This window comes from Amycolatopsis taiwanensis DSM 45107 (genome assembly GCF_000519205.1).
Classification (GTDB): Bacteria; Actinomycetota; Actinomycetes; order Mycobacteriales; family Pseudonocardiaceae; genus Amycolatopsis_E; species Amycolatopsis_E taiwanensis.
This window is the reverse complement of the sequence record NZ_JAFB01000005.1, coordinates 273,369-292,496: the sequence shown is the minus strand read 5'-3', so window position 1 is coordinate 292,496 and position 19,128 is coordinate 273,369. Positions and strand designations below refer to the sequence as shown.

At 67.6% G+C, this 19,128-nt stretch carries 20 protein-coding genes; 12 read left to right on the top strand and 8 right to left on the bottom strand.

The genetic code is table 11. From position 1 onward, the window contains the following. Positions 1-249: 249 nt before the first annotated feature. Entirely contained in the window at positions 250-2,073 is a 1,824-nt protein-coding gene (locus tag A3CU_RS0106300) for a phosphoenolpyruvate carboxykinase (GTP) (protein ID WP_027941562.1), read from the top strand. A 190-nt stretch (positions 2,074-2,263) separates the two neighbouring features. Next, positions 2,264-3,139 carry an LLM class F420-dependent oxidoreductase gene (locus A3CU_RS0106295; protein ID WP_027941561.1) on the top strand — a complete coding sequence of 292 codons (876 nt, stop codon included), beginning with the start codon at positions 2,264-2,266 and terminating at the stop codon, positions 3,137-3,139. 6 nt (positions 3,140-3,145) lie between these two features. Here the strand turns inward: A3CU_RS0106295 and A3CU_RS0106290 are convergent, their stop codons facing one another. Continuing rightward, positions 3,146-3,400 carry a helix-turn-helix domain-containing protein gene (locus tag A3CU_RS0106290; protein ID WP_027941560.1) on the bottom strand — a complete coding sequence of 85 codons (255 nt, stop codon included), beginning with the start codon at positions 3,398-3,400 and terminating at the stop codon, positions 3,146-3,148. Between the two features lie 438 nt (positions 3,401-3,838). Here A3CU_RS0106290 and A3CU_RS0106280 point away from each other — a divergent pair, with 438 nt between their 5' ends. From A3CU_RS0106280 to A3CU_RS43650, 6 genes are all read left to right on the top strand, one after another. Continuing rightward, positions 3,839-4,117, top strand: coding sequence for a DUF3311 domain-containing protein (locus A3CU_RS0106280; RefSeq protein ID WP_027941559.1), 279 nt, complete (start codon positions 3,839-3,841; stop codon positions 4,115-4,117). A 92-nt stretch (positions 4,118-4,209) separates the two neighbouring features. Beyond that, entirely contained in the window at positions 4,210-5,802 is a 1,593-nt protein-coding gene (gene mctP, locus A3CU_RS0106275; RefSeq protein WP_084143121.1) for a monocarboxylate uptake permease MctP, read from the top strand. A gap of 323 nt (positions 5,803-6,125) precedes the next feature. After that, positions 6,126-6,707 carry a peroxidase-related enzyme gene (locus A3CU_RS0106270; RefSeq protein WP_027941557.1) on the top strand — a complete coding sequence of 194 codons (582 nt, stop codon included), beginning with the start codon at positions 6,126-6,128 and terminating at the stop codon, positions 6,705-6,707. 310 nt (positions 6,708-7,017) lie between these two features. Then, entirely contained in the window at positions 7,018-7,836 is an 819-nt protein-coding gene (locus A3CU_RS43655; protein ID WP_169739597.1) for a CPBP family intramembrane glutamic endopeptidase, read from the top strand. 2 nt (positions 7,837-7,838) lie between these two features. After that, positions 7,839-8,177, top strand: coding sequence for a PadR family transcriptional regulator (locus tag A3CU_RS0106260; RefSeq protein WP_027941556.1), 339 nt, complete (start codon positions 7,839-7,841; stop codon positions 8,175-8,177). Next, on the top strand, positions 8,174-8,941 hold the full coding sequence (locus A3CU_RS43650) for a hypothetical protein (protein WP_052371488.1): 768 nt from the start codon (positions 8,174-8,176) through the stop codon (positions 8,939-8,941). Before A3CU_RS0106260 ends, A3CU_RS43650 begins: the two co-directional genes overlap by 4 nt. 49 nt (positions 8,942-8,990) lie before the next feature. Here the strand turns inward: A3CU_RS43650 and A3CU_RS50900 are convergent, their stop codons facing one another. The 3 genes from A3CU_RS50900 to A3CU_RS0106245 all read right to left on the bottom strand — a co-directional run bounded on the left by A3CU_RS50900 (position 8,991) and on the right by A3CU_RS0106245 (position 11,217). After that, positions 8,991-9,272, bottom strand: a complete 282-nt coding sequence (locus A3CU_RS50900; RefSeq protein ID WP_084143105.1) for a hypothetical protein — start codon at positions 9,270-9,272, stop codon at positions 8,991-8,993. Between the two features lie 2 nt (positions 9,273-9,274). Beyond that, positions 9,275-10,201 (bottom strand): bifunctional helix-turn-helix transcriptional regulator/GNAT family N-acetyltransferase, encoded by a 927-nt coding sequence (locus A3CU_RS0106250; protein WP_027941555.1) that lies wholly within the window; start codon positions 10,199-10,201, stop codon positions 9,275-9,277. Positions 10,202-10,284: 83 nt separating this feature from the next. Further along, entirely contained in the window at positions 10,285-11,217 is a 933-nt protein-coding gene (locus tag A3CU_RS0106245; protein WP_027941554.1) for an NAD-dependent epimerase/dehydratase family protein, read from the bottom strand. A 135-nt stretch (positions 11,218-11,352) separates the two neighbouring features. Between A3CU_RS0106245 and A3CU_RS0106240 the strand changes: the two genes are divergently transcribed. Continuing rightward, positions 11,353-12,036 carry a TetR/AcrR family transcriptional regulator gene (locus tag A3CU_RS0106240; RefSeq protein WP_027941553.1) on the top strand — a complete coding sequence of 228 codons (684 nt, stop codon included), beginning with the start codon at positions 11,353-11,355 and terminating at the stop codon, positions 12,034-12,036. A gap of 319 nt (positions 12,037-12,355) precedes the next feature. On the opposite strand, the gene A3CU_RS0106235 is transcribed toward A3CU_RS0106240, so the two are convergent. Further along, positions 12,356-13,552: an ATP-binding protein gene (locus A3CU_RS0106235; protein ID WP_027941552.1), complete on the bottom strand. Its 1,197-nt coding sequence runs from the start codon at positions 13,550-13,552 to the stop codon at positions 12,356-12,358. Between the two features lie 155 nt (positions 13,553-13,707). On the opposite strand from A3CU_RS0106235, the gene A3CU_RS0106230 reads away from it, so the two are divergent. After that, a complete protein-coding gene (locus tag A3CU_RS0106230; RefSeq protein WP_027941551.1) occupies positions 13,708-14,208 on the top strand; it encodes a DoxX family protein in 501 nt (166 codons plus the stop codon). A 1-nt stretch (position 14,209) separates the two neighbouring features. Here the strand turns inward: A3CU_RS0106230 and A3CU_RS0106225 are convergent, their stop codons facing one another. Further along, entirely contained in the window at positions 14,210-15,481 is a 1,272-nt protein-coding gene (locus A3CU_RS0106225; RefSeq protein WP_027941550.1) for an acetyl-CoA C-acetyltransferase, read from the bottom strand. 93 nt (positions 15,482-15,574) lie between these two features. Between A3CU_RS0106225 and A3CU_RS0106220 the strand changes: the two genes are divergently transcribed. Continuing rightward, positions 15,575-16,909 (top strand): 3-oxoacyl-ACP reductase, encoded by a 1,335-nt coding sequence (locus tag A3CU_RS0106220; RefSeq protein ID WP_027941549.1) that lies wholly within the window; start codon positions 15,575-15,577, stop codon positions 16,907-16,909. Next, positions 16,909-17,769 (top strand): MaoC/PaaZ C-terminal domain-containing protein, encoded by an 861-nt coding sequence (locus A3CU_RS0106215; RefSeq protein WP_027941548.1) that lies wholly within the window; start codon positions 16,909-16,911, stop codon positions 17,767-17,769. Before A3CU_RS0106220 ends, A3CU_RS0106215 begins: the two co-directional genes overlap by 1 nt. Here the strand turns inward: A3CU_RS0106215 and A3CU_RS0106210 are convergent. Continuing rightward, positions 17,729-18,382, bottom strand: a complete 654-nt coding sequence (locus tag A3CU_RS0106210) for a TetR/AcrR family transcriptional regulator (RefSeq protein WP_027941547.1) — start codon at positions 18,380-18,382, stop codon at positions 17,729-17,731. The genes A3CU_RS0106215 and A3CU_RS0106210 overlap by 41 nt on opposite strands. 289 nt (positions 18,383-18,671) lie before the next feature. Then, complete coding sequence (locus A3CU_RS0106205; protein WP_027941546.1) at positions 18,672-19,103, bottom strand: FxsA family protein; 432 nt, start codon at positions 19,101-19,103, stop codon at positions 18,672-18,674. Positions 19,104-19,128 lie beyond the last annotated feature (25 nt).

Genomic DNA, 19,128 nt, shown 5'->3' with positions numbered 1-19,128 from the left:
TCTCCACTCGGAGAGGCGGCTTTGTCGTCCGTGCGGTGTCGGCAAGATCGCGGCGGACAGGAAACCTTTTTGTCGATAGGCCGTTCCGGCGATATCTGAATCGATTCCCTGATCGTTTTTGTGAGAGAACCGACAGGTCAGGGCTCGGTTGTGCGGTCGCGGCACGGTTACTCTCAAAAAATCCCCGAAACTTGCACACCGGGCCACCCGGTGCGCTTGATGCTTCCGTCGTCGAGGTCAGGAGAAGGAATGACTGCAGTAGCCATCCCGGGTCTGGACAAGGCACCGACCTCACACAGCGGTGTGCTTGCGTGGGTGCGGGAGATCGCCGAGCTCACCACCCCGGATCGCGTGGTTTGGTGCGACGGATCCGACGAGGAGGCCGCGCGGATCAACTCCGAACTCGTCGAAGCGGGCACCTTCGTGCCGCTGAAGGACAGGCCCAACTCGTTCTGGGCCGCCTCCGACCCCAGTGACGTGGCGCGGGTCGAGGAGCGGACCTTCATCTGCTCCGAACGCGAGGAGGACGCCGGCCCCACGAACAACTGGCTCCACCCCGCCGAAATGCGGGCCACCATGACCGAGCTGTACCGGGGCTGCATGCGTGGCCGGACGATGTATGTCGTCCCGTTCTGCATGGGCCCGCTGGGCTCGGATGACCCGAAGCTGGGCATCGAGATCACCGACTTCGCCTACGTGGTGGCGTCGATGCGGGTGATGACCAGGATGGGGGCGCAGGCGCTGGAGAAGTTCGTCGCCGAGGACGGCACGGAACGTGCGTTCGTGCCGGCGCTGCACTCGGTGGGCAAGCCGCTGGAGCCAGGCGAGAAGGACGTGCCCTGGCCGTGCAACGACGTCAAGTACATCTCGCACTTCCCGGAGACACGGCAGATCTGGAGCTACGGGTCCGGCTACGGCGGAAACTCCTTGCTGGGCAAGAAGTGCTACTCGCTGCGGATCGGCTCGGTGCTCGCCCGCGACGAGGGCTGGCTCGCCGAGCACATGCTGATCCTCAAGCTGATTTCGCCGGAGAACAAGGCGTACTACGTCGCGGCGGCCTTCCCAAGTGCCTGCGGCAAGACGAACCTGGCGATGCTGCAGCCGACGATTCCGGGCTGGCGCGCGGAAACTCTCGGTGACGACATCGCGTGGATGCGGTTCGGTGAGGACGGCCGGCTCTACGCGGTCAACCCGGAGTTCGGCTTCTTCGGCGTCGCGCCGGGCACCGACTGGCACACCAACCCGAACGCCATGCGCACGCTCGAGAAGGGCAACACGGTGTTCACCAACGTCGCCCTGACCGATGACGGCGGCGTGTGGTGGGAGGGCATGAACGGCAAGCCCGAGCACCTGACCTCGTGGAAGAAGCAGGACTGGACGCCGGAGTCGGACGAGCCCGCCGCGCACCCGAACTCGCGCTACTGCACCCCGATGTCGCAGTGCCCGATCCTCGCGCCGGAGTGGGACGACCCGAAGGGCGTGCCGATCTCGGCGATCCTGTTCGGCGGCCGCCGCGCCACCACGGTTCCGCTGGTGACGCAGTCCCGCGACTGGCAGCACGGCGTGTTCATGGGCGCCACGATGTCCTCGGAGAAGACCGCCGCCGCGGCCGGCAAGGTGGGCGAGGTGCGCCGCGACCCGATGGCGATGCTGCCGTTCCTCGGCTACCACGCGGGTGACTACTTCCGGCACTGGATCGACACGGGTAAGCACGCGGACGCCGCGAAGCTGCCGAAGATCTTCTACGTGAACTGGTTCCGCCGCGGTGAGGACAAGCGCTTCCTGTGGCCGGGTTTCGGGGAGAACTCGCGCGTGCTGAAGTGGATCGTCGAACGGATCGAGGGCAAGGCGAGCGCCGTCGAGACCCCGATCGGCTTCGTTCCGCGTGCCGAGGACCTCGACACGGCGGGCCTGAGTGAGCCGCTCGAGGACATCCAGGCGGCGCTCGACGTCAAGCCCGAGGAGTGGCGTCAGGAGATCCCGCTGATCGAGGAGTGGTTCGACAAGATCGGCGACCGGGTGCCGTCGACCCTGCGCGACGAGCTGGACGCGCTCAAGTCCCGCCTCGGCTGATCCCACGACGAGAAACCACCTCGCCGGCTCGCCGGCGAGGTGGTTTTCGCGTGAGTCCCACGTTCTCGTCGCGTGAGTCCCACGTTGCCGTCTCGCGAGTCCCACGTTCCCGTCTCGCGAGTCCCACATTCCGGTCGTGCGAGTTCGACATTCTCGTCGCGTGAGTCCCGCATTTCGCTAGGCTCGGGTCATGGGTGGGATTCGGGTCGGCGTGAACATGACGGTTCCGAGCAGCCGGGCCGAGTGGGTGGACAAGTGCCGCAAGGCCGAGGACCTCGGCTTCGACGTGATCGGCGTGGCCGACCACCTGGGTATGCATGCCCCGTTCCCGGCGATTGTCCTCGCGGGTGAGGTCACCGAGCGGGTGCGGTTGAACACGTTCGTTCTCAATGTCCCGTTCTACAACGCGGCGCTGCTCGCGCGTGAGGTCGCGACCACCGACCAGTTCGTCGACGGCCGGCTGGAGCTCGGTCTCGGTGCGGGCTATGTGAAGGCCGAGTTCGACGCCGCGGGCCTGCCGTTTCCGAGCGCCGGTGAGCGGATCGACCATCTCGAGCGCACCATCGCCGAGCTTCGCCGGCTGTATGCCGACCCCGGGTACAAGCCGCAGCCGGCGCGGCCGGGTGGACCGCCGTTGCTGGTCGGTGGCTGGGGACGCCGGACACTGGGCGTGGCCGCCAAGCACGCGGATGTCATCGCCTTCACCGGCGCGGCACCGGATCGCGAAGGCAATATGGCGGGGCTGGCCGGCGCCGACGAGTTCAAGAATCGCGTGGAGTTCGTCCGGGCCGAACTCGGCGAGCGGGCCGATGACGTGGAGCTGAACGTCTTGGTGCAGTACGTCGCGGTGACCGAGGACCGCATGGGCGTGCTCGAACAGCTCCGGCAATACGGGCCGACGCTCACCCTTGACCAGCTGGGCGAGCTGCCGACCCTCCTCGTGGGCACGCCGGAGCAGATCGCCGAACAACTGCAGGAGAACAAGGAGCGGTTCGGCCTGAACTACGTGACCGTGCTGGAGCCCAGCCTGGACGCCTTCGCCCAGGTCATCGCCCGGCTCCGCTAGGGCTGCTCAACCCGCGGGCACACCGACGACCGCGTCCCGGAGGGCCTCCAGCGGCAGGCCGACCACGTCGGCCACCGCGACCACCGTGAAGAACGCCGGCGTCGGAATGCGACCGGTCTCGATCTTGCGCAGGGTTTCCACGGAGATTCCGGCCTGGGCGGCCACCTCGACCATGCTCCGGGAGCCACGCGCCTCCCGCAGGATGGCACCGAGCCGCTCGCCGCGTTCGCGTTCGGCTTCCGTCAGCGGTACTCGCACCATGAGTTCAGTTTAATCGGTTGAACCATCCACAACCTGTGGACAAAACTGTGCACGGGCTGTGCATCTACCACGACCGCAACCGAGGAAAAACCGCCGGAAGGGCAACCTTGCGCATGATCACCTCGTCACAGGGACTACCGGGTGTGGAAAGGAGGTCCGAGATGTGGCTCGCAGCCGTCGCCATGCTGATCCTGGCGGTGGGTTACCTGCTGCTGGTCGTGGTGTCCGTCAAGAAAGCCGCTAGAAGGGCCTCGCCGCGCCGAGACGGGTCGGCGAAGTAGCCCCAGCGCTCCCCGGAACGGTATTGCCGTGCGGGATTGAATGTCGGTTTGTTTCCGCGAACCGGGCAATAATGATCGAATCGATACATTCCACACCGATGACGGCGAGGCTTCGAAGTTCTAGGGTTGCCGCGTACAAGCCGACAGGAGTGGTCTTATGCCTGGCAAAGATGCTGGTCGCGTAACGGGGCTTCAGGTCAGTGCGTGGAACTTGGTGCTCCTGGTTCCCCTGCTGATGTTGGTTACCCCTTGGTTCAATTTTGACAAACCAAGGGTGTTCGGACTTCCGTTCTTCTACTGGTTCCAGTTCCTGTTCGTTCTGGTCGGTGTCGCTTCGGTGGCCATCGTTTACGTGATGACCAAGGGCAAGCCGGTCGTCGTCGGCAAACCCGACCGGCTCACCGTGGACGACCTGGACGAGGGGGAGCACCGGTGAAGACGGAAACGATTCTCGCGGCCGGCCAGGGCAGCACCCTGGAATGGGCCCAGCTGAGCATCTTCATCGTGCTGTTCATCGGGGTCAGCGTCATGGGCTTCGTCGCGTCCCGCTGGCGTGCCGGGAACACCCTGGACCACCTGGACGAATGGGGCCTGGGCGGGCGCAAGTTCGGTGGCTGGATCACCTGGTTCCTGGTCGGCGGCGACCTGTACACGGCCTATACCTTCGTGGCCGTCCCGGCGCTGGTGTTCGGCGCGGGCGCGCTCGGGTTCTACGCGCTGCCGTACACGGTGATCCTGTATCCGATCGTGTTCCTCCCGGCGCTGCGCATGTGGTCGGTGTCCCGTTCGCGCGGCTACGTCACCCCGGCCGACTTCGTGCGTGGCCGGTTCGGTTCGCCGACGCTCGCCCTGCTGATCGCGATCACCGGAATCGTCGCCACCATGCCCTATATCGCCCTGCAGCTGGCCGGCATCGAGGCCGTGCTGCGCACCATGGGGCTCAATGGCAGCGGCTTCGCCGGGCACCTTCCGTTGCTGGTGGCGTTCGTCATTCTGGCGCTTTACACCTATCGGTCCGGGCTGCGCGCGCCCGCGCTCATCGCGTTCGTCAAGGACATCCTGATCTACCTGGTCATCCTGGTGGCGGTGTTCTACCTGCCGGCCAAGCTCGGCGGCTGGTCGCACATCTTCGACGTGAGCCAGCAGAAGCTCGCGGCACCGAGCCCGAAGACGGGTAAGCCGTCCGGGTCGATCGTGCTGGGCCCGAGCAACCAGTTGCAGTACGTGACGCTGGCTCTTGGGTCGGCGCTGGCGCTCTTCCTGTACCCGCACTCGCTGACCGGCGTGCTCGCCTCGCGCGGCCGTAACGTGATCAAGCGGAACATGATCGCGTTGCCGGCGTACTCGCTGCTGCTCGGTTTGCTCGCGTTGCTCGGTTTCGTGGCGCTCAGCGCCGGTACCAAGCCGATCACGAACGCCGCCACCGGCAATGTTGATTCCAACACGGTCGTGCCGGTGCTGTTCGACACCCAGTTCCCGAGCTGGTTCGCCGGAATCGCGTTCGCCGCGATCGGGATAGGCGCGCTGGTGCCGGCGGCGATCATGTCGATCGCCGCCGCGAACCTGTGGACTCGCAACATCTACAAGGAGTACTTCCGCCGGAACGCGACACCCGCGCAGGAGGCCAAGCAGGCCAAGCTGGCGTCGCTGATCGTGAAGTTCGGAGCGGTGGCGTTCATCCTGTTCATCGACCCGCTGTACTCGATCGACCTGCAGCTCATCGGCGGCGTGCTGATCCTGCAGACCCTGCCGGCGGTGGCGATAACGCTGTACACGCGGTGGTTGCACCGGTGGGGCCTGATCGCCGGCTGGGTGGTCGGCATGGCGTGGGGGGTGATCATGCTCTACGGCATCCCGAACCCGAATACTGGCCACGCGCACTTCGGTGGTACCGCGCTGCCGCTGGGCAATCTGTCGATCTTCGGCTGGCATCCGTTCGCGGGTTCGCAGATGCAGATCTACCCCGGTTTCGTGGCGCTGGTGGCGAACCTGGTGGTGGCGGTCGTGGTGACCGTGATCGCGCGGCGGGCCAAGGTGTTCAACGGCACCGACGACACCGAGCCGGCCGACTACCACACCGACGAGCACGACCGGGACCTGCGCGCCGTGGGCGTGCACTGATCAAGGGGTCTGGGGGCAAGCCCCCGGAAAAACACAGCCGGGAACCGGCCGGGCGCGTGTGCGGACAGCCACATGCGCCCGGCCGTCCGGCGTAAGGTCGAACCATGAGTAGCCAAGGCGCGGCAACCAAGGTGACCAGCACGCGCGCCCCGAAGGCATGTCTTGTGGGGGCTCCGCCCCCACACCCCGACTGGGGGCAAACCCCCAGACCCCCTTATCGGGGCGGCGGGGCGCGTATGCCGAGAACGTGACTTGATCTCGGATGGAGCGGCCCGTCGACGCGATCGCGGTCGCGCGCAAACTCGCGTAGGAGCAGTGGAACCATGAGTGATCAGGTGAGCCGTTTCCCGGTGGTGGAGCTGGCGGAGTTACCGGAAGACCTGCGTGAGCGGGTCGGCGCGATCGCGGAGAAGTCCGGCTTCGTGCCCAACATCTTCCGGGCACTCGGTCACCGGCCCGCCGAGCTGCGGGCGTTCCTCGACTACCACGACGCGCTCATGGAGCGGACCGAAGGACTCAGCAAGGCCGAGCGGGAGCTGGTCGTGGTGGCCACCTCCGGCGCCAATCACTGCACCTACTGCGTGGTGGCACACGGCGCGATCCTGCGCATCCGCGCGAAGGACCCGGAGCTGTCGGACCGGGTGTCGAGCAACCCGTGGCAGGTCGAACTCGACAAGCGTGGCCGCGCGATCGTCGACCTCGCGCTGGCGCTCGCCCAGGATTCGGCGCAGTTCGGCGAGGCCGACCTCGCTGCCGCGCGCGCGGCCGGGCTGACCGAGGACGAGATCTGGGACGTCGGCGCGATCACCGCGCTGTTCGCGATGTCCAACCGTCTCGCGCATCTCACCGCGCTCCGGCCGAATCCGGAGTTCTACCTGATGGGTCGCCAGAAGCGCGGTTCCTGACCGGGTTCGCGGGTCTCGCCTTCGCCGATCCGGCGGATGTCCTTGCCCGCGAGCCAAACCGGTCAGCCTGACTGTCGGTGGCGCGCCGGCGCTGGGCGTAAATGCGGGGTGTTGAGGGTCCCTCAACACCCCGCGTTGCTGTGCATCTCCTGGCACAAGGTCCGAGCCGCCTTCTACGGCGGATGTCGTCTCCTCTGGTAGCCGGGGTGGCGGTTTCGCTATCTAGGTTGTATTGCTAACTAGCTTGGTCTACAGTCTAGATCGCATCGGACACCATCTGGTGACCTCGAGCCTGGTGAAGGGGATCGACATGGGAAGCTCGCCGGAGTTCTCGACGCCGGCCGTGGTGCTGTCCATACCTTTGTTCGTCGTCCTGATCCTCGATCCGCTGTTGGGTAAGCGGATGTACGACCGACTGGAGCAGCGAAGGGACCACGACGACCGCGCACTCAAGCGCTCCTACTGGCGCATCATCGGTCTGGAGTGGAGCTTTGTCGCGATCGTCGCGTTGATCATCGCCGTGTCACCTGGCGCCAGGTTCTCCCAGATCGGGCTCGCCCTCCCAACGAAATGGTTCGACGCGGCCGCTCTGCCACTCAGTTCGTCGGCGCTCGCGGGTATGGCATTCGGCCTGCTGGTGGTGGGCGCTGCCGGCTGGCTCGTGGCACGTAAGGCACGCACGTCAGGTGTCCGATTCGGCGACGGGTACCTGAAGCTGCAACGAGCGAACCTGGAGACCTTCAAGGGGATACTGCCTCGGACAGCGGATGAGCGTCGGCTCGCCGTCGCGGTCTCGGTCACGGCCGGGATCTGTGAAGAGCTCGTCTACCGAGGCTTCCTGATCGGGTTCGGAGTCGGGGTCTTCGGTCTCGACCCGTACGTCGCGGGCGGCCTGGCGGTGTTGTTCTTCGGACTCGCGCACCTCTACCAGGGCTGGCTGGGGACGGTACGGGTAACCCTCGTCGGCATCATCTTGACCGGGCTCTACCTGGGCACGGGCAGTCTCGTCGTGCCGATCCTCCTGCACGCGGTCATGGACATCGTCAGTCTGGTTTTCGCTCCCCGTTTTCTCCGTACCGATCGACCCATCGCGCACGACAAGACCGCGCAGACCGTGGAAGCGAGTTGAGTGTGGCAACCGACCGACGCGCGAGTTGGCTCAAGGGAGTCCTCGACCTACTCGTACTCGCCGCGCTGACCGATGGTGAAAGCTACGGCTACGAGATAGCCAAGACCCTCGATAACGCCGGGCTCGGACAGATCCGCGGTGGCACCCTCTACCCGGTGCTCAACCGGTTGGAGGAAGGCGGGCTGGTGGAAGCGGAGTTTCGTGCGTCCGAGCGCGGACCCGGCCGTCGTTACTACCGGGTTACCCAACGCGGGCTCGAAACCCTCGAAGAACAACGGGAACTCTGGTTGTCCTTCGATGTCGCCGTACGGAATCTGTTGGCCAAGGGAGGAATCGCTTGAACGCCTACTTCGGCCCGCTCGCCGAACGGCTGCAGGCAGCGGGCATTCCTGAAGACCGGGTTGCGGTCACGATCGACGACCTCAGAGCGCACCTCGAGCAAACCGGCACGGACCCCGAGACCGAGTTCGGTCCGGTGCCGGAGTTCGCAGCGCAACTGCTGCCGGTGGGAAACGACGATGACGGTCCCCTCGGCTCGCCCGACGGTGAACTCTGGCGTTGGCGGGCGGATGCGTTCGAGGAGCTGCGCTGGCTGGAAACGTTCGGCGACCAGGGCTGGGAGGTGGAACGCGTCGACCGCACCGGCAGGTTCGTCTGCCGGCGGGATGGGCAGGACCCGCAGCAGTGGGAGTACCGGCGAGAACTCGTCGGCAGAAAGACTCTCGAGGCGGACGCCACGGCGCTGGAGGGCGAGTTGGCGCCAGATGGCTGGGAGCCATGCGGCGTATGGGTTTGCTACGCATACTTCAAGCGGTCCAAGGCGGCGCTGATCGGCCCGGCGGCGACGATCGACCTTCCGCAGCGCCGGCCGAACCGGAAGTCCTTTTACAGTCGGCGGTTCTACCTGTTCCTGATCGGCTTGCTGATAGTCGTTGCGGTGGCCATTACCTCCGCTATCGCAGTCGTGATGGTCGTCGGGGACAGCTACGTCGGTGGCAACTTCGCCAGCGGAGCCCTGATCGGCGCGGCCGTTGGCGTTCTCGGAGTCATCGTGCTCGCCCTACTCCTCTTCAAGCGGGCCCAAGCGCGCGCCGACCGCGAATAGTGAGCGAGTGCCGTCGGGAGCCGAGCGCTTGGGCTTGCCGCATTGCGGGTCAGGCTGTCTGCCCGTGCCTTCGTCGCCCGCGCAGCCTGCGGGCCATCTGCGACCACCACCTGTGCCGGTAGGCGCGGGCCCACGGCGACAGCTGGTACGGGGGTGTCCGCGGGTCTGCTCGTGGCGTGAACGAGTCACCCGTCAGTACGACGACCGGATGCCCATGCGGGCAGTTGCCGGCCACCGAGATAACGCCAGGTGTGAGGTTGTAGACCCACTCGACCTCGTCGATGCCCATCAACGTGCGGCGGTCGCAGGTCGCGCAGTAGACAACGAACACCGCTAGAGCGGACGGCGCCAGGTCTCGCTGATCAGCTCGGCCCCGTAGTCGGTGTTGGGCTCGGAGTCGACAAGCTCGAAACCGGAAGTCTTGTAGATATGCCTCGCCGCGGTGAGTACGTTCTGCGTCCACAGCTCCATCTCGGTGTAGCCATGGGCGGTGGCGAACGCGAGACATTCGGCGACCAGCCGCTTTCCGATCCCATGTCCCCGGGCACTGGGTTCCACGATCAGCAGGCGCAGCTTGGCGGTCTTCTCCTTGGCGCCGCGTACGCAGAACACGCAGCCGACGCGTTCGCCGCCGAGTTCGGCGATCCAGGCGGCTTCCCGTTCCGGGTCGCGTGTTTCGACGTAGTCGGCGACTATGCGGGCCACCAGCGCCTCGAAGGCGACGTTCCAGCCATACTCACGGCTGTAGAGCTCACCGTGCCGTTGCACGATCCAGCCGTAGTCGCCGGGGCGGGGCGGCCGCAGTACCAGTGCCGAGTCCGGCCGGGTGCCGCCGACCAGGTTGCCGATCACTCGCATGGCGGAGACCAGCCGGCCCTGGTCTTCCTCGCTCAGGCGGTCCAGCAACGCGCCGATCTGGTCGATCGTGCGCTGTTCGAGTACGTGCTGCTCGGCCTGGCCGGCTTCGGTGAGCCGGACGATCTGGCGCCGCGCGTCCTCCGGGGAGCGTTCCTTGTCCAGTAGGCCGCGCTCGGCCAGCCTGGTCAGCAGCCGGCTCGCGTATCCCGCGTCCAGATCGAGCCGGCGCCGCAACTCGGTGACCTCGGTGACGTCTTCCTGCTCGAGCTCGTAGAGGACGCGGGCTTCGCTGAGCGAGTACGGAGACCCGACGAGCCCCTCATCGAGGACGCCGATCACCCCCGTGTAGAGCCGGTTGAATGCCCTTACCTGCGCGATACGTTCCATCGACGGCTGATTCATTGACAACTCCAACGACTTCGTTGACTTCGTCAAAGAATATCCCAGAACCATGCCCGGTCAACCCGTTTGGCGGGTTTTCTTGATCAGTTCGCGACTGGTGCGTGCGAGCTTCCGATCATCTCCCGAAGCGCCTCGTCGGTCGAGGTCGGTTCGATCCCGAAGGCGGTGGTGGCGGCGGACGAGTCGAGGACGAACGGTCGTTGCAGCTGATATTGGATCTCGAGCATCTCCCGCGCGGATGGGTTGAAGAGCCCGGCGAGGCGGAGTGCGAAGCCGGGCATCTTGGCCACCCGGGCTGCCGGCGCTCCCGCGAGTTCGGCGGCGCGGGTGGCGAGCGCACGGATGGACAGCGGCGGCGCGGTGGGCACATGCCATGGTCGCCCCCAGGCGTTCTCGTCGGCTGCGGCCGCGACCAGCGTGCGTGCCACGTCACCGGCATAGGTCCAGCTGTGTGGCGCGTCCAGGTCGGCCGGCACCGAACCGCGCTTACCCGCGAGCACTTTGGGCAGGACCAGGACACTGAACGGGGAGAGCGTGCCTGCGCCGAGGTAGTCCGACCCGCGGACCTCGGTGGTGCGGATTCGACCGGCTTGGTGTGCGGCCAGTGCGTCGGCCCAGAGCTTGGCGCGCACCCGGCCCTTCACGGAGTTGGGACGCAGCGGCAACTGCTCGGTCATCGGGGCGTCGACCTCGCCGTAGCCGTAGAGGTTGCCAGTGGTGACAAGCACTGCGCCGCTGACCTCCGCGGCCCGGATGAGGGCCGCGCCAAGCGGTGGCCAGTCGGTGGACCAGCGGTGGTAGGCCGGGCCTGCGCAGCAGTACAGGGCGACGGCGCCTTCGGCGTGCTGGGCAAGGGCCGCGGAGTCGGTCGCGTCCGCGGCGATGCGTTGGATCCCGGCCTCTTCCGGGCCGCGGCCGCTCCGGGTGAGAAGGCGAACCTGCTCGCCCTTGGCAGCGAGCAGCCGTGCGGTGGCTGAGCCGACCGGGCCGGCACCGACGACGACGTGGAGGGACATGCGGGAGACATCCTTTCCGATCGGACGAGAACGCCGTTCTCTGATAAGCACACCGTACTCGCACGATGAGAGCACGGTCAAGAACACTGTTCTCGTTCGGTTCAGGTGTTCTCGGACTTGTGCGACACTGTGGGTATGTCCGCACCTTCGTTGCGCGCCCGGGTCCGCTCGGAGATGAGCCAGGAGATCAAGGAAGTCGCACGCAGGCGCCTTGCGGTGGAAGGCGGCAACCTCTCCCTGCGCGCGGTGGCCAGGGACATGGGCATTGTCGCCTCGGCTCTGTATCGGTACTTCCCGAGTCGCGACGCCCTGCTCACCGCGTTGATCACCGATGGGTACGAGGCGCTGGGCAAGGCGGCGGCCGAGGCCGAAGCGGCCGTGCCGCGCGACGACCTGCGCGGCCGGTGGCTCGCCGTCTGTCACGCGGTGCGCGCATGGTCGCTGTCGCATCCGGCCGAATACGGCCTGCTCTACGGCTACCCGGTGCCTGGTTACGCTGCGCCGCAGGAGACCGTCGAGCCGGCGGCGAAGGTGATATTGCTGCTCGCCTACATCGTCATCGACGGCGCGGAACAACTGGAACCATTGTCGTCGCCGGTTCCCGAACCCGTTCGCACGGACCTGCGTCGCCTGATCGACCAACACCCCGGTGATCTTCCGGAGGATCGGCTCGACCGGGTGCTGATCGGCTGGACCCACCTGTTCGGCCTGATCAACTTCGAGGTGTTCGGCCGCCTGGAAAGCATGATCGAGGCGCGCGCCGAATACTTCGACCACCACATGGGCCTCATGGCCGACCTCGCCGGGATCCCGCGCTGACCCTGCCTGCGGGTCGGCGGCCCTTTGACGGGACTCGCTCCTTCGGGGATGACCTGCGCCAAGGCGACCGCGTGTACTTCATGGCAGGAGACCCACCGGCACCCGGAATTGGAAAACCCCGTGATGCTGCCAGGTCGGGGGTCCGCCAGCATCACGGGGTCATCTGGGGTATCGCCGCCCTTGCGGGCCGCGTTACACGTTGGATCTTATGTGTTCCAGCTCACTCGGTTGGGTGAAACGTTGAACTGAATGGCTGACCCGTCGCGCTATCGCGAACCATACCCGTATCTAGCTTGGGTTCTAGATATGCCTAGAGAGTTCAATCGTCGGTGCGGCCCAGCAGGTAGTGCCCGAAGTGCGGCACGGTGAACGCGATGTGTCCCCGTTCGGCCGAGTACACCAGGCCCTTCTTCATCAGGCTGTCGCGGGCGGGCGACAGTGACGAGGGCTTGCGGCCCAGGTAGACCGCGATGTCCGAGGTGCCCGCGCCCTCGTCCCGTCCCTGGGTCAGTTCCGCCATGGCCACCAGGTACTCGCGTTCGGCCGGGGTCGCCCGCTCGTATCGAGAGCCGAAGAACCCCACCGCCAGCTCCTGTTCGGCCTCGGGCGCGGCCATCCGGACGTCCTCCCGGGTGACCGGGTCGGCGGGAGCGGCATCCCAGGCGGCCTTCGCATATGCCTGGATGAAGTAGGGGTATCCGCCGGAGGCGTCGAAGAGCGCATCGAGCGCCTCGGGCTCGATCGCCGCCTCCTCGCGTTCGATCGGCACGGTCACCGCGCGGTCGGCCTGGCTCCGGTCGAGCCGGTCGATCCGCGAATAGGAGAACAGCCGCTCCGAGTACGACTTCGAGGCCGACAGCACCGCGGGCACGTGCGGCAGTCCCGCGCCGACCACGACCAGTGGCGCCCCGGACTGGGACAGCTCGTGGCAAGCCGCGCACAGTGCCGACACGTCCGCCGGCTTGAGGTCCTGGATCTCGTCGATGAGCAGCGCCGCGCCCGTGCCGACGTCCGCGGCCAGTTCGGCGACCTCGGTGAACAGCTCGACCAGGTCGATCTCGATGTCGCCCGAGTCGGCGCGGCCCTGCGCCGCGGGGACGTCGATGCCGGGCTGCCACCGGTCGCGCAGTTTCGCGTCCGGCTTGTTCGCCTTGAGCGCGAACGCCTTGAGCACGCCGAGCACTTCCTCGACCCGGTCCGGCGCGCGGTGCCGCACGGCGAGGTCCCGGATCGCGCGGTGCAGCGCGGCGGAAAGCGGCCGTCGAAGATCGGCCTCGGGCCGGGCCTCGATCTTGCCGGCGCCCCAGCCGTGCCGGACCGCCATGGACCGCAACTCGCCCAGCAGCACGGTCTTGCCGACGCCGCGCAGGCCGGTCAGGACGAGACTGCGTTCCGGCCTCCCCCGCGCGACTCGCTGGAGCACCACCTCGAAGGCTTTGAGCTCGCGTTCCCGCCCGGCCAGCTCGGGCGGACGTTGCCCGGCCCCGGGTGCGAACGGGTTGCGGATGGGGTCCACGCCAGGACGCTATCGGGCTTTCTAGCGTCGACCCGAGATTTCCCGAGAGACCGCTATGGCGTGTCGCCGCCGCTACCGTTCTCTACACCAATCTAGCTTTAATACAAGATTTGCTTAGAGTGTGGTAGGTGGACTGAGTGGGTACGTTCTGAACCATGATGCTGCGTCAACTGGCTCGTCCCCTGCTCGCCTCGTCCTTCATCTATGGCGGGATCAACGCGTTGCGTCAGACCGAGGGGCTCGCCCAGATGGTGAAGCCCTTCGTGGACAAGGCGATGGACAAGGTCGGCCGCGACCGGGTGCCCGAGAACGTACCGACGGACCCGGTCACCCTGGTCCGGGCCGACGCGCTCGTGAAGATCGTGGCGGGCAGCGCGCTCGCCTTCGGCAAGGCGCCCCGGCTGTCCGCGCTCGCGCTGCTCGGCACGCTCGTGCCGACCACCGTGGCGGGCCACCCGTTCTGGGAGGCCAAGGACGCCGAGGAGCGGAACGATCGGATCATTCACTTCGTCAAGAACGCCGGGCTGGCCGGCGGTCTGATGCTCGCCGTCGCCGACACCGAGGGCAGGCCGTCGCTCGCCTGGCGCGCTCGTCACGCCGCGAAGAACGCAAAGAAGGCTTCGAAGAAGGCGTCGAAGAAGATCTCCAGCAACTGACCTACTTCTCCAGGATCGCGGTCACGCCTTGGCCACCCGCGGCGCAGATGGAGATCAGGCCGCGGCCCGAGCCGTTGGCGTGCAACAGCTTCGCGAGCGTGGCCACGATCCGGCCACCGGTCGCGGCGAACGGGTGCCCGGCGGCCAATGACGAGCCGTTGACGTTCAGCTTGTTCCGATCGATGGAACCGAGCGGGGCGTCCAGGCCGAGGCGCTCCTTGGCGAAAGCGGGGTCCTCCCAGGCCTTCAAGGTGGCCAACACCTGAGAGGCGAACGCCTCGTGGATCTCGTAGAAGTCGAAGTCCGCCAGGGAGAGCCCGGCCTTGGCCAGCATCCGCGGCACCGCGTAGGCGGGCGCCATCAGCAGGCCCTCGCCGCCGTGCACGTAGTCCACGGCCGCGGTCTGGGAGAAGGTCAGGTAGGCCAGCACGGGCAGGTTCCGCCGCGCCGCCCAGTCCTCCGTCGCCAGCAGGACGGTGGAAGCGCCGTCGGAAAGCGGGGTGGAGTTGCCCGCGGTCATCGTTCCGGGCCGGCCGCCGAACACCGGCTTGAGCTTGGCGAGCTTCTCCGGCGTGGAGTCGGGGCGCAGGTTCTGGTCCCGCTTCAGACCCAGGTACGGGGTGACCAGGTCGTCGAAGAAGCCGCGCTCGTAGGCGGCGGCCAGGCGCTGGTGGCTGGCCGCGGCGAGGTCGTCCTGTTCCGCCCGCGAGATCTCCCATTCCTTCGCGGTGATCGCCGCATGCTCGCCCATGGACAGGCCGGTGCGTGGCTCGGCGTTGCGCGGGATCTCCGGAACGACCTGCCCCGGCCGCAGCCTGGTCAGCAGCTTGAGCCGGGCGCCGAGCGTCTTCGCCGCGTTCAGCCCGACCAGGATGCGCCGCAGGTCGTCGTTGAGTGCCAGCGGTGCGTCGGAGGCGGTGTCCACGCCGCCCGCGATCGCGGAGTCGAGTTGCCCGAGCGCGATCTTGTTGGCCACGTTGATGATCGCCTGTAGCCCGGTGCCACAGGCCATCTGCACGTCCGACGCCGGTGTGTCCGGGGACAGCCTGCTGCCCAGCACCGATTCGCGCGCCAGGTTGAAGTCACGCGAGTGCTTGAGCACGGCCCCCGCCGCGACCTCGCCGATTCGCTCGCCCTGCAAGCCGAACCGGCTGACCAGGCCGTCCAGCGCGGCGGTGAACATGTCCTGGTTGGAGGCGTTCGCGTAGGGCCCGTTGGCGCGCGCGAACGGGATCCGGTTACCGCCGATGATCGCCACCCTGCGGGCGTCCATGCTTCCTCCTGCCTGCCTTGCGGGTCCTCGCATTGTGGAGCACTGACCCAAGAGTAACCTACTCGCAAGTAGGTATGTGCTGAGGAGGGACAGATGGCCGATCGCTACCAGCAGTTCGCCAAGACGCACCTCGGCCGGTTCCTGGTGCCCCGGCTGGGCCTGCCGAACCCTGCGACGCTGCGCCGTCACCGGCCGGGCGAGCCGCCCCTGGACGGTCCCGCGCTGGTGGGTTCCGCGCCCGGCGGGAGGCTGGAGAAGCTCCTGCGGGACAAGCTCGCCGAAGCAGGCATCGAAGTCACCGGTGACGCGGTAACCTACGGTGCCCTGGTCTTCGACGCGACCGGCATCACCGACCCGAAGCAGCTGCGAGAGCTGCACCTGTTCTTCCATCCGGTCATCCGCAAGGTCGGGTCCTGCGGCCGGGTCCTGGTGCTGGGTACCCCGCCAGAGTTGGTGCACGGCCGGGAGCGGATCGCCCAGCGTGCGCTGGAGGGGTTCGTCCGTTCGGTCGGCAAGGAACTCCGGCGCGGGGCGACCGCCGGCCTGGTCCACGTCGCGGCCGGTGCCGAGGAGGCTATCGAGTCGACGGTGCGGTTCCTGCTGTCCGCGAAATCCGCGTTCGTCGACGGCCAGGTCATCCGCGTTGGCACGCAAGGCCTTCCGGCGATCCACCCGCCCGGGAACTGGGACAAACCGCTCGACGGGAAGGTCGCGCTGGTCACCGGCGCGTCCCGGGGCATCGGCGCGGCCATCGCCGAGGTCCTCGCCCGCGACGGCGCGCGGGTGGTCGCGCTGGACATCCCGGCTCAGGGAGCCGAGTTGTCCGAGGTCGCCAACCGGATCGGCGGGTCGGCGCTGCAACTCGACATCACCACGGCGGAGGCGCCCGGCCGGCTCGCCGAATACCTGGAGCAACGGCACGAGGGTGTCGACATCGTCGTGCACAACGCCGGGATCACCCGAGACAAGACGCTCGGCAACCTCACCGAAGCGGGCTGGGATGCCGTGCTCAGAGTGAATCTCGTTGCGCCTCTTGCCATCAACGACAAACTGCTCGCCGGCGGCGTGCTCCGGCCGAACGGGCGGATCGTCGGCGTGTCGTCGATCGCGGGCATCGCCGGCAATGTGGGCCAGACGAACTACGCCGCCAGCAAGGCCGGGGTGATCGGGATGGTGCAGGAGGGTGCGGCGGTGCTCGCCGACAACGGCGGCACGATCAATGCGGTCGCGCCCGGTTTCATCGAGACGAAGATGACCGCGCAGGTCCCGCTGTTCATCCGCGAGGTGGGCCGGCGACTGTCCAGCCTCGGCCAGGGCGGGCTGCCGGTCGACGTCGCGGAAACCGTCGCCTGGTTCGCGAACCCGGCATCCGGCGCGGTGAACGGCAACGTGGTGCGGGTCTGCGGCCAGTCGCTGTTGGGGGCGTGATGACCGTCCGGGAGCTCACCGCATCGCCGTCACTGTCCACTTTGTACGTCAGGGCGCTGCTGCCCAAGGGCACCGGTGACACGCTGCCGGGGCACGAATACGTGCGGCCCGGAATAGCGGTCGATCCGGCACATCTGGTCGCCTACAACCGGGTTTGCGGGTTCCGGCTTTCCGGCGAGGCGCCGGCGACCTTTCCTCATGTACTGGTTTTCCCGGTGCAACTGGCGTTGCTGACCGAGCGGGACTTCCCGTTCCCGCTGCTCGGGATGGTGCACGTGGCGAACCGGATCACACAGCACCAGCCGGTCCGCCTCGGCGAGCGTTACACCGCGCGGGTGCGCGCGGAAAACCTCCGGCCACACGAGAAGGGCCGCCAGTTCGACCTGGTCACCGAATTGTCCACAGAGGATGGTCTGGTGTGGACGGAGGTGGGCACCTATCTCCGGCGCGGCGGCGGCGCGGCGGAGTCGCGGCGCGCCGGTCAGCTGGCCCCGCCCGCGCCGAAGGCGATCTGGCCAGTGCCGGCGGACATCGGCCGCCGCTATGCCGACGCCTCCGGTGACCGCAACCCGATCCACCTCCACCCGTTGAGCGCGCGGCCGTTCGGGTTCTCCTCCGCCATCGCGCACGGCATGTGGACCAAGGCACGGGCGCTGGCCGCCTTCGTTGGCAGGCTCCCCGACAGCTACACCGTGGACGTGCGGTTCAAGCGCCCGGTGCCGCTGCCGTCGAAGGTGGCGTTCACGTCCTGGCGGGAAGGCGACGGGTGGGCCTTCGAACTGTGGGACGCGCGCCGGCCCAGGCCCCACCTGGAGGGGGTCATTGCGGCCGCCACACCTTCCCCTCGACCAGATCGTTGAACCCGAGCCAGACCAGGTTCATCAGCCAGGAGGCGAGCACCCCGTCCGAGACATCGGGATGATCGAGCCACCAGTCGGCCAGCGACTCGGCCGCGCCGACCAGCGCGACGGCGAGCGCGGGGCCGGAGAACTCGGCCGCCTCCCCGAGCCCCTGCCGGGTGCCCGCGCTGACCACGAGCGCGGCCACCAGATCGATCGCCCGCTTGCGCAGGGCGTCGACCTCACCGGCGAACTGCCCGCCGACGGTCAGGGCCTGGCGGTGCAGCACCGTCCACGCCTCCCGGTGCTCGGCCACGAACCGGTAGAAGGCGCGAAGCCCGTGCCACAGTTGCATGTCCGGCGGCAGCTCGGCGTGGACGCCGGTGCGTACCGCCTCCAGCAGCCGGGCCGCCTCGCGCCCGATGCACTTGGCGAAGAGGTCCTCTTTCGCGCCGAGGTAGGCGTAGATCATCGGCTTCGAGACCCCGGCCACGTCGGAGACCTCGTCCATGGACGCCGCGTGGTAGCCGTGCCGCGAGAACACCTGGACCGCGGCGTCCAGGATCTGGCGTTCCCGCACCGCCCTCGGCAGTCTGCGGGTTCGTGCCGGCGGGCGCTGCCCATCGTCGGTCACGCGGTTCTCCTCTCCGCCGGAAACGCTTGCCCTGTGGGGCTGGCGCCCCCATGCCCCGACTGGGGGGCAAGCCCCCAGACCCCTTCTAGCCGGTCTGGCACCGGCCCCGGTCCGCCGCGGCGGAGTCGGTGGGCCAGGTTCACTGGCGAAGGCGGGCCATCCGAAGTACCGCAAAACGGTACTCGACGGCTGGAGAAGCCGTGTTGTTCACACCTTGTGCTGTGTCACCAGTTGTGCTGTGTCACCAGGCGTGGTGATCTCACGTTTTGAACAGCCCGCGGTCTTGATCCTAGCCTTCGATGATCGGATGCCGCTGGTCGTCCGGCACGATCTCGCTGTCGACCACGATCACCCGGTTCGGGTTCGCGGCCGCCATCCGCCGTTCCGCCCGGCGCAGCCAGGCGCGGCGCACCAGCGCGCGCGTCGGCGGGAACAGCAGGAACAGCCCGGCAAGGTCGCTCACGAAACCGGGCACCATGATCAGCAAACCGCCGAAGGCGATCAGCATCCCGTCGGTGACCTCGTTGTGGGCCGGGCGCCCGGCGCGCGCCGTCGTCATGAACGCGCGAGCGGCGCGGGCGCCTTCCCGCCGCGCCAGCCAGGATCCGAGCACCGCACCGGCAAGCAGGAGACCGAGGGTGCCGAGGATGCCGACGGCCGAGCCCACCGCCCAGACGGCGGCCACCTCGGCGACCAGATAGAGCAGGAGCACGACAGCCATACCGGTTCAACGAGCTGAAGGCCGG

What these genes read in the sequence shown, in the direction of transcription:
- A3CU_RS0106230 (WP_027941551.1), top strand. Translation starts at nt 13,708, where the DNA reads ATGATGCTGCGTCAACTGGCTCGTCCCCTGCTCGCCTCGTCCTTCATC.
- A3CU_RS0106225 (WP_027941550.1), bottom strand. Translation starts at nt 15,481, where the DNA reads ATGGACGCCCGCAGGGTGGCGATCATCGGCGGTAACCGGATCCCGTTC.
- A3CU_RS0106280 (WP_027941559.1), top strand. Translation starts at nt 3,839, where the DNA reads ATGCCTGGCAAAGATGCTGGTCGCGTAACGGGGCTTCAGGTCAGTGCG.
- A3CU_RS0106295 (WP_027941561.1), top strand. Translation starts at nt 2,264, where the DNA reads ATGGGTGGGATTCGGGTCGGCGTGAACATGACGGTTCCGAGCAGCCGG.
- mctP (WP_084143121.1), top strand. Translation starts at nt 4,210, where the DNA reads ATGGGCTTCGTCGCGTCCCGCTGGCGTGCCGGGAACACCCTGGACCAC.
- A3CU_RS0106300 (WP_027941562.1), top strand. Translation starts at nt 250, where the DNA reads ATGACTGCAGTAGCCATCCCGGGTCTGGACAAGGCACCGACCTCACAC.
- A3CU_RS0106215 (WP_027941548.1), top strand. Translation starts at nt 16,909, where the DNA reads ATGACCGTCCGGGAGCTCACCGCATCGCCGTCACTGTCCACTTTGTAC.
- A3CU_RS0106290 (WP_027941560.1), bottom strand. Translation starts at nt 3,400, where the DNA reads ATGGTGCGAGTACCGCTGACGGAAGCCGAACGCGAACGCGGCGAGCGG.
- A3CU_RS0106240 (WP_027941553.1), top strand. Translation starts at nt 11,353, where the DNA reads ATGTCCGCACCTTCGTTGCGCGCCCGGGTCCGCTCGGAGATGAGCCAG.
- A3CU_RS0106220 (WP_027941549.1), top strand. Translation starts at nt 15,575, where the DNA reads ATGGCCGATCGCTACCAGCAGTTCGCCAAGACGCACCTCGGCCGGTTC.
- A3CU_RS0106270 (WP_027941557.1), top strand. Translation starts at nt 6,126, where the DNA reads ATGAGTGATCAGGTGAGCCGTTTCCCGGTGGTGGAGCTGGCGGAGTTA.
- A3CU_RS0106245 (WP_027941554.1), bottom strand. Translation starts at nt 11,217, where the DNA reads ATGTCCCTCCACGTCGTCGTCGGTGCCGGCCCGGTCGGCTCAGCCACC.
- A3CU_RS0106250 (WP_027941555.1), bottom strand. Translation starts at nt 10,201, where the DNA reads ATGAATCAGCCGTCGATGGAACGTATCGCGCAGGTAAGGGCATTCAAC.
- A3CU_RS0106205 (WP_027941546.1), bottom strand. Translation starts at nt 19,103, where the DNA reads ATGGCTGTCGTGCTCCTGCTCTATCTGGTCGCCGAGGTGGCCGCCGTC.
- A3CU_RS43655 (WP_169739597.1), top strand. Translation starts at nt 7,018, where the DNA reads ATGGGAAGCTCGCCGGAGTTCTCGACGCCGGCCGTGGTGCTGTCCATA.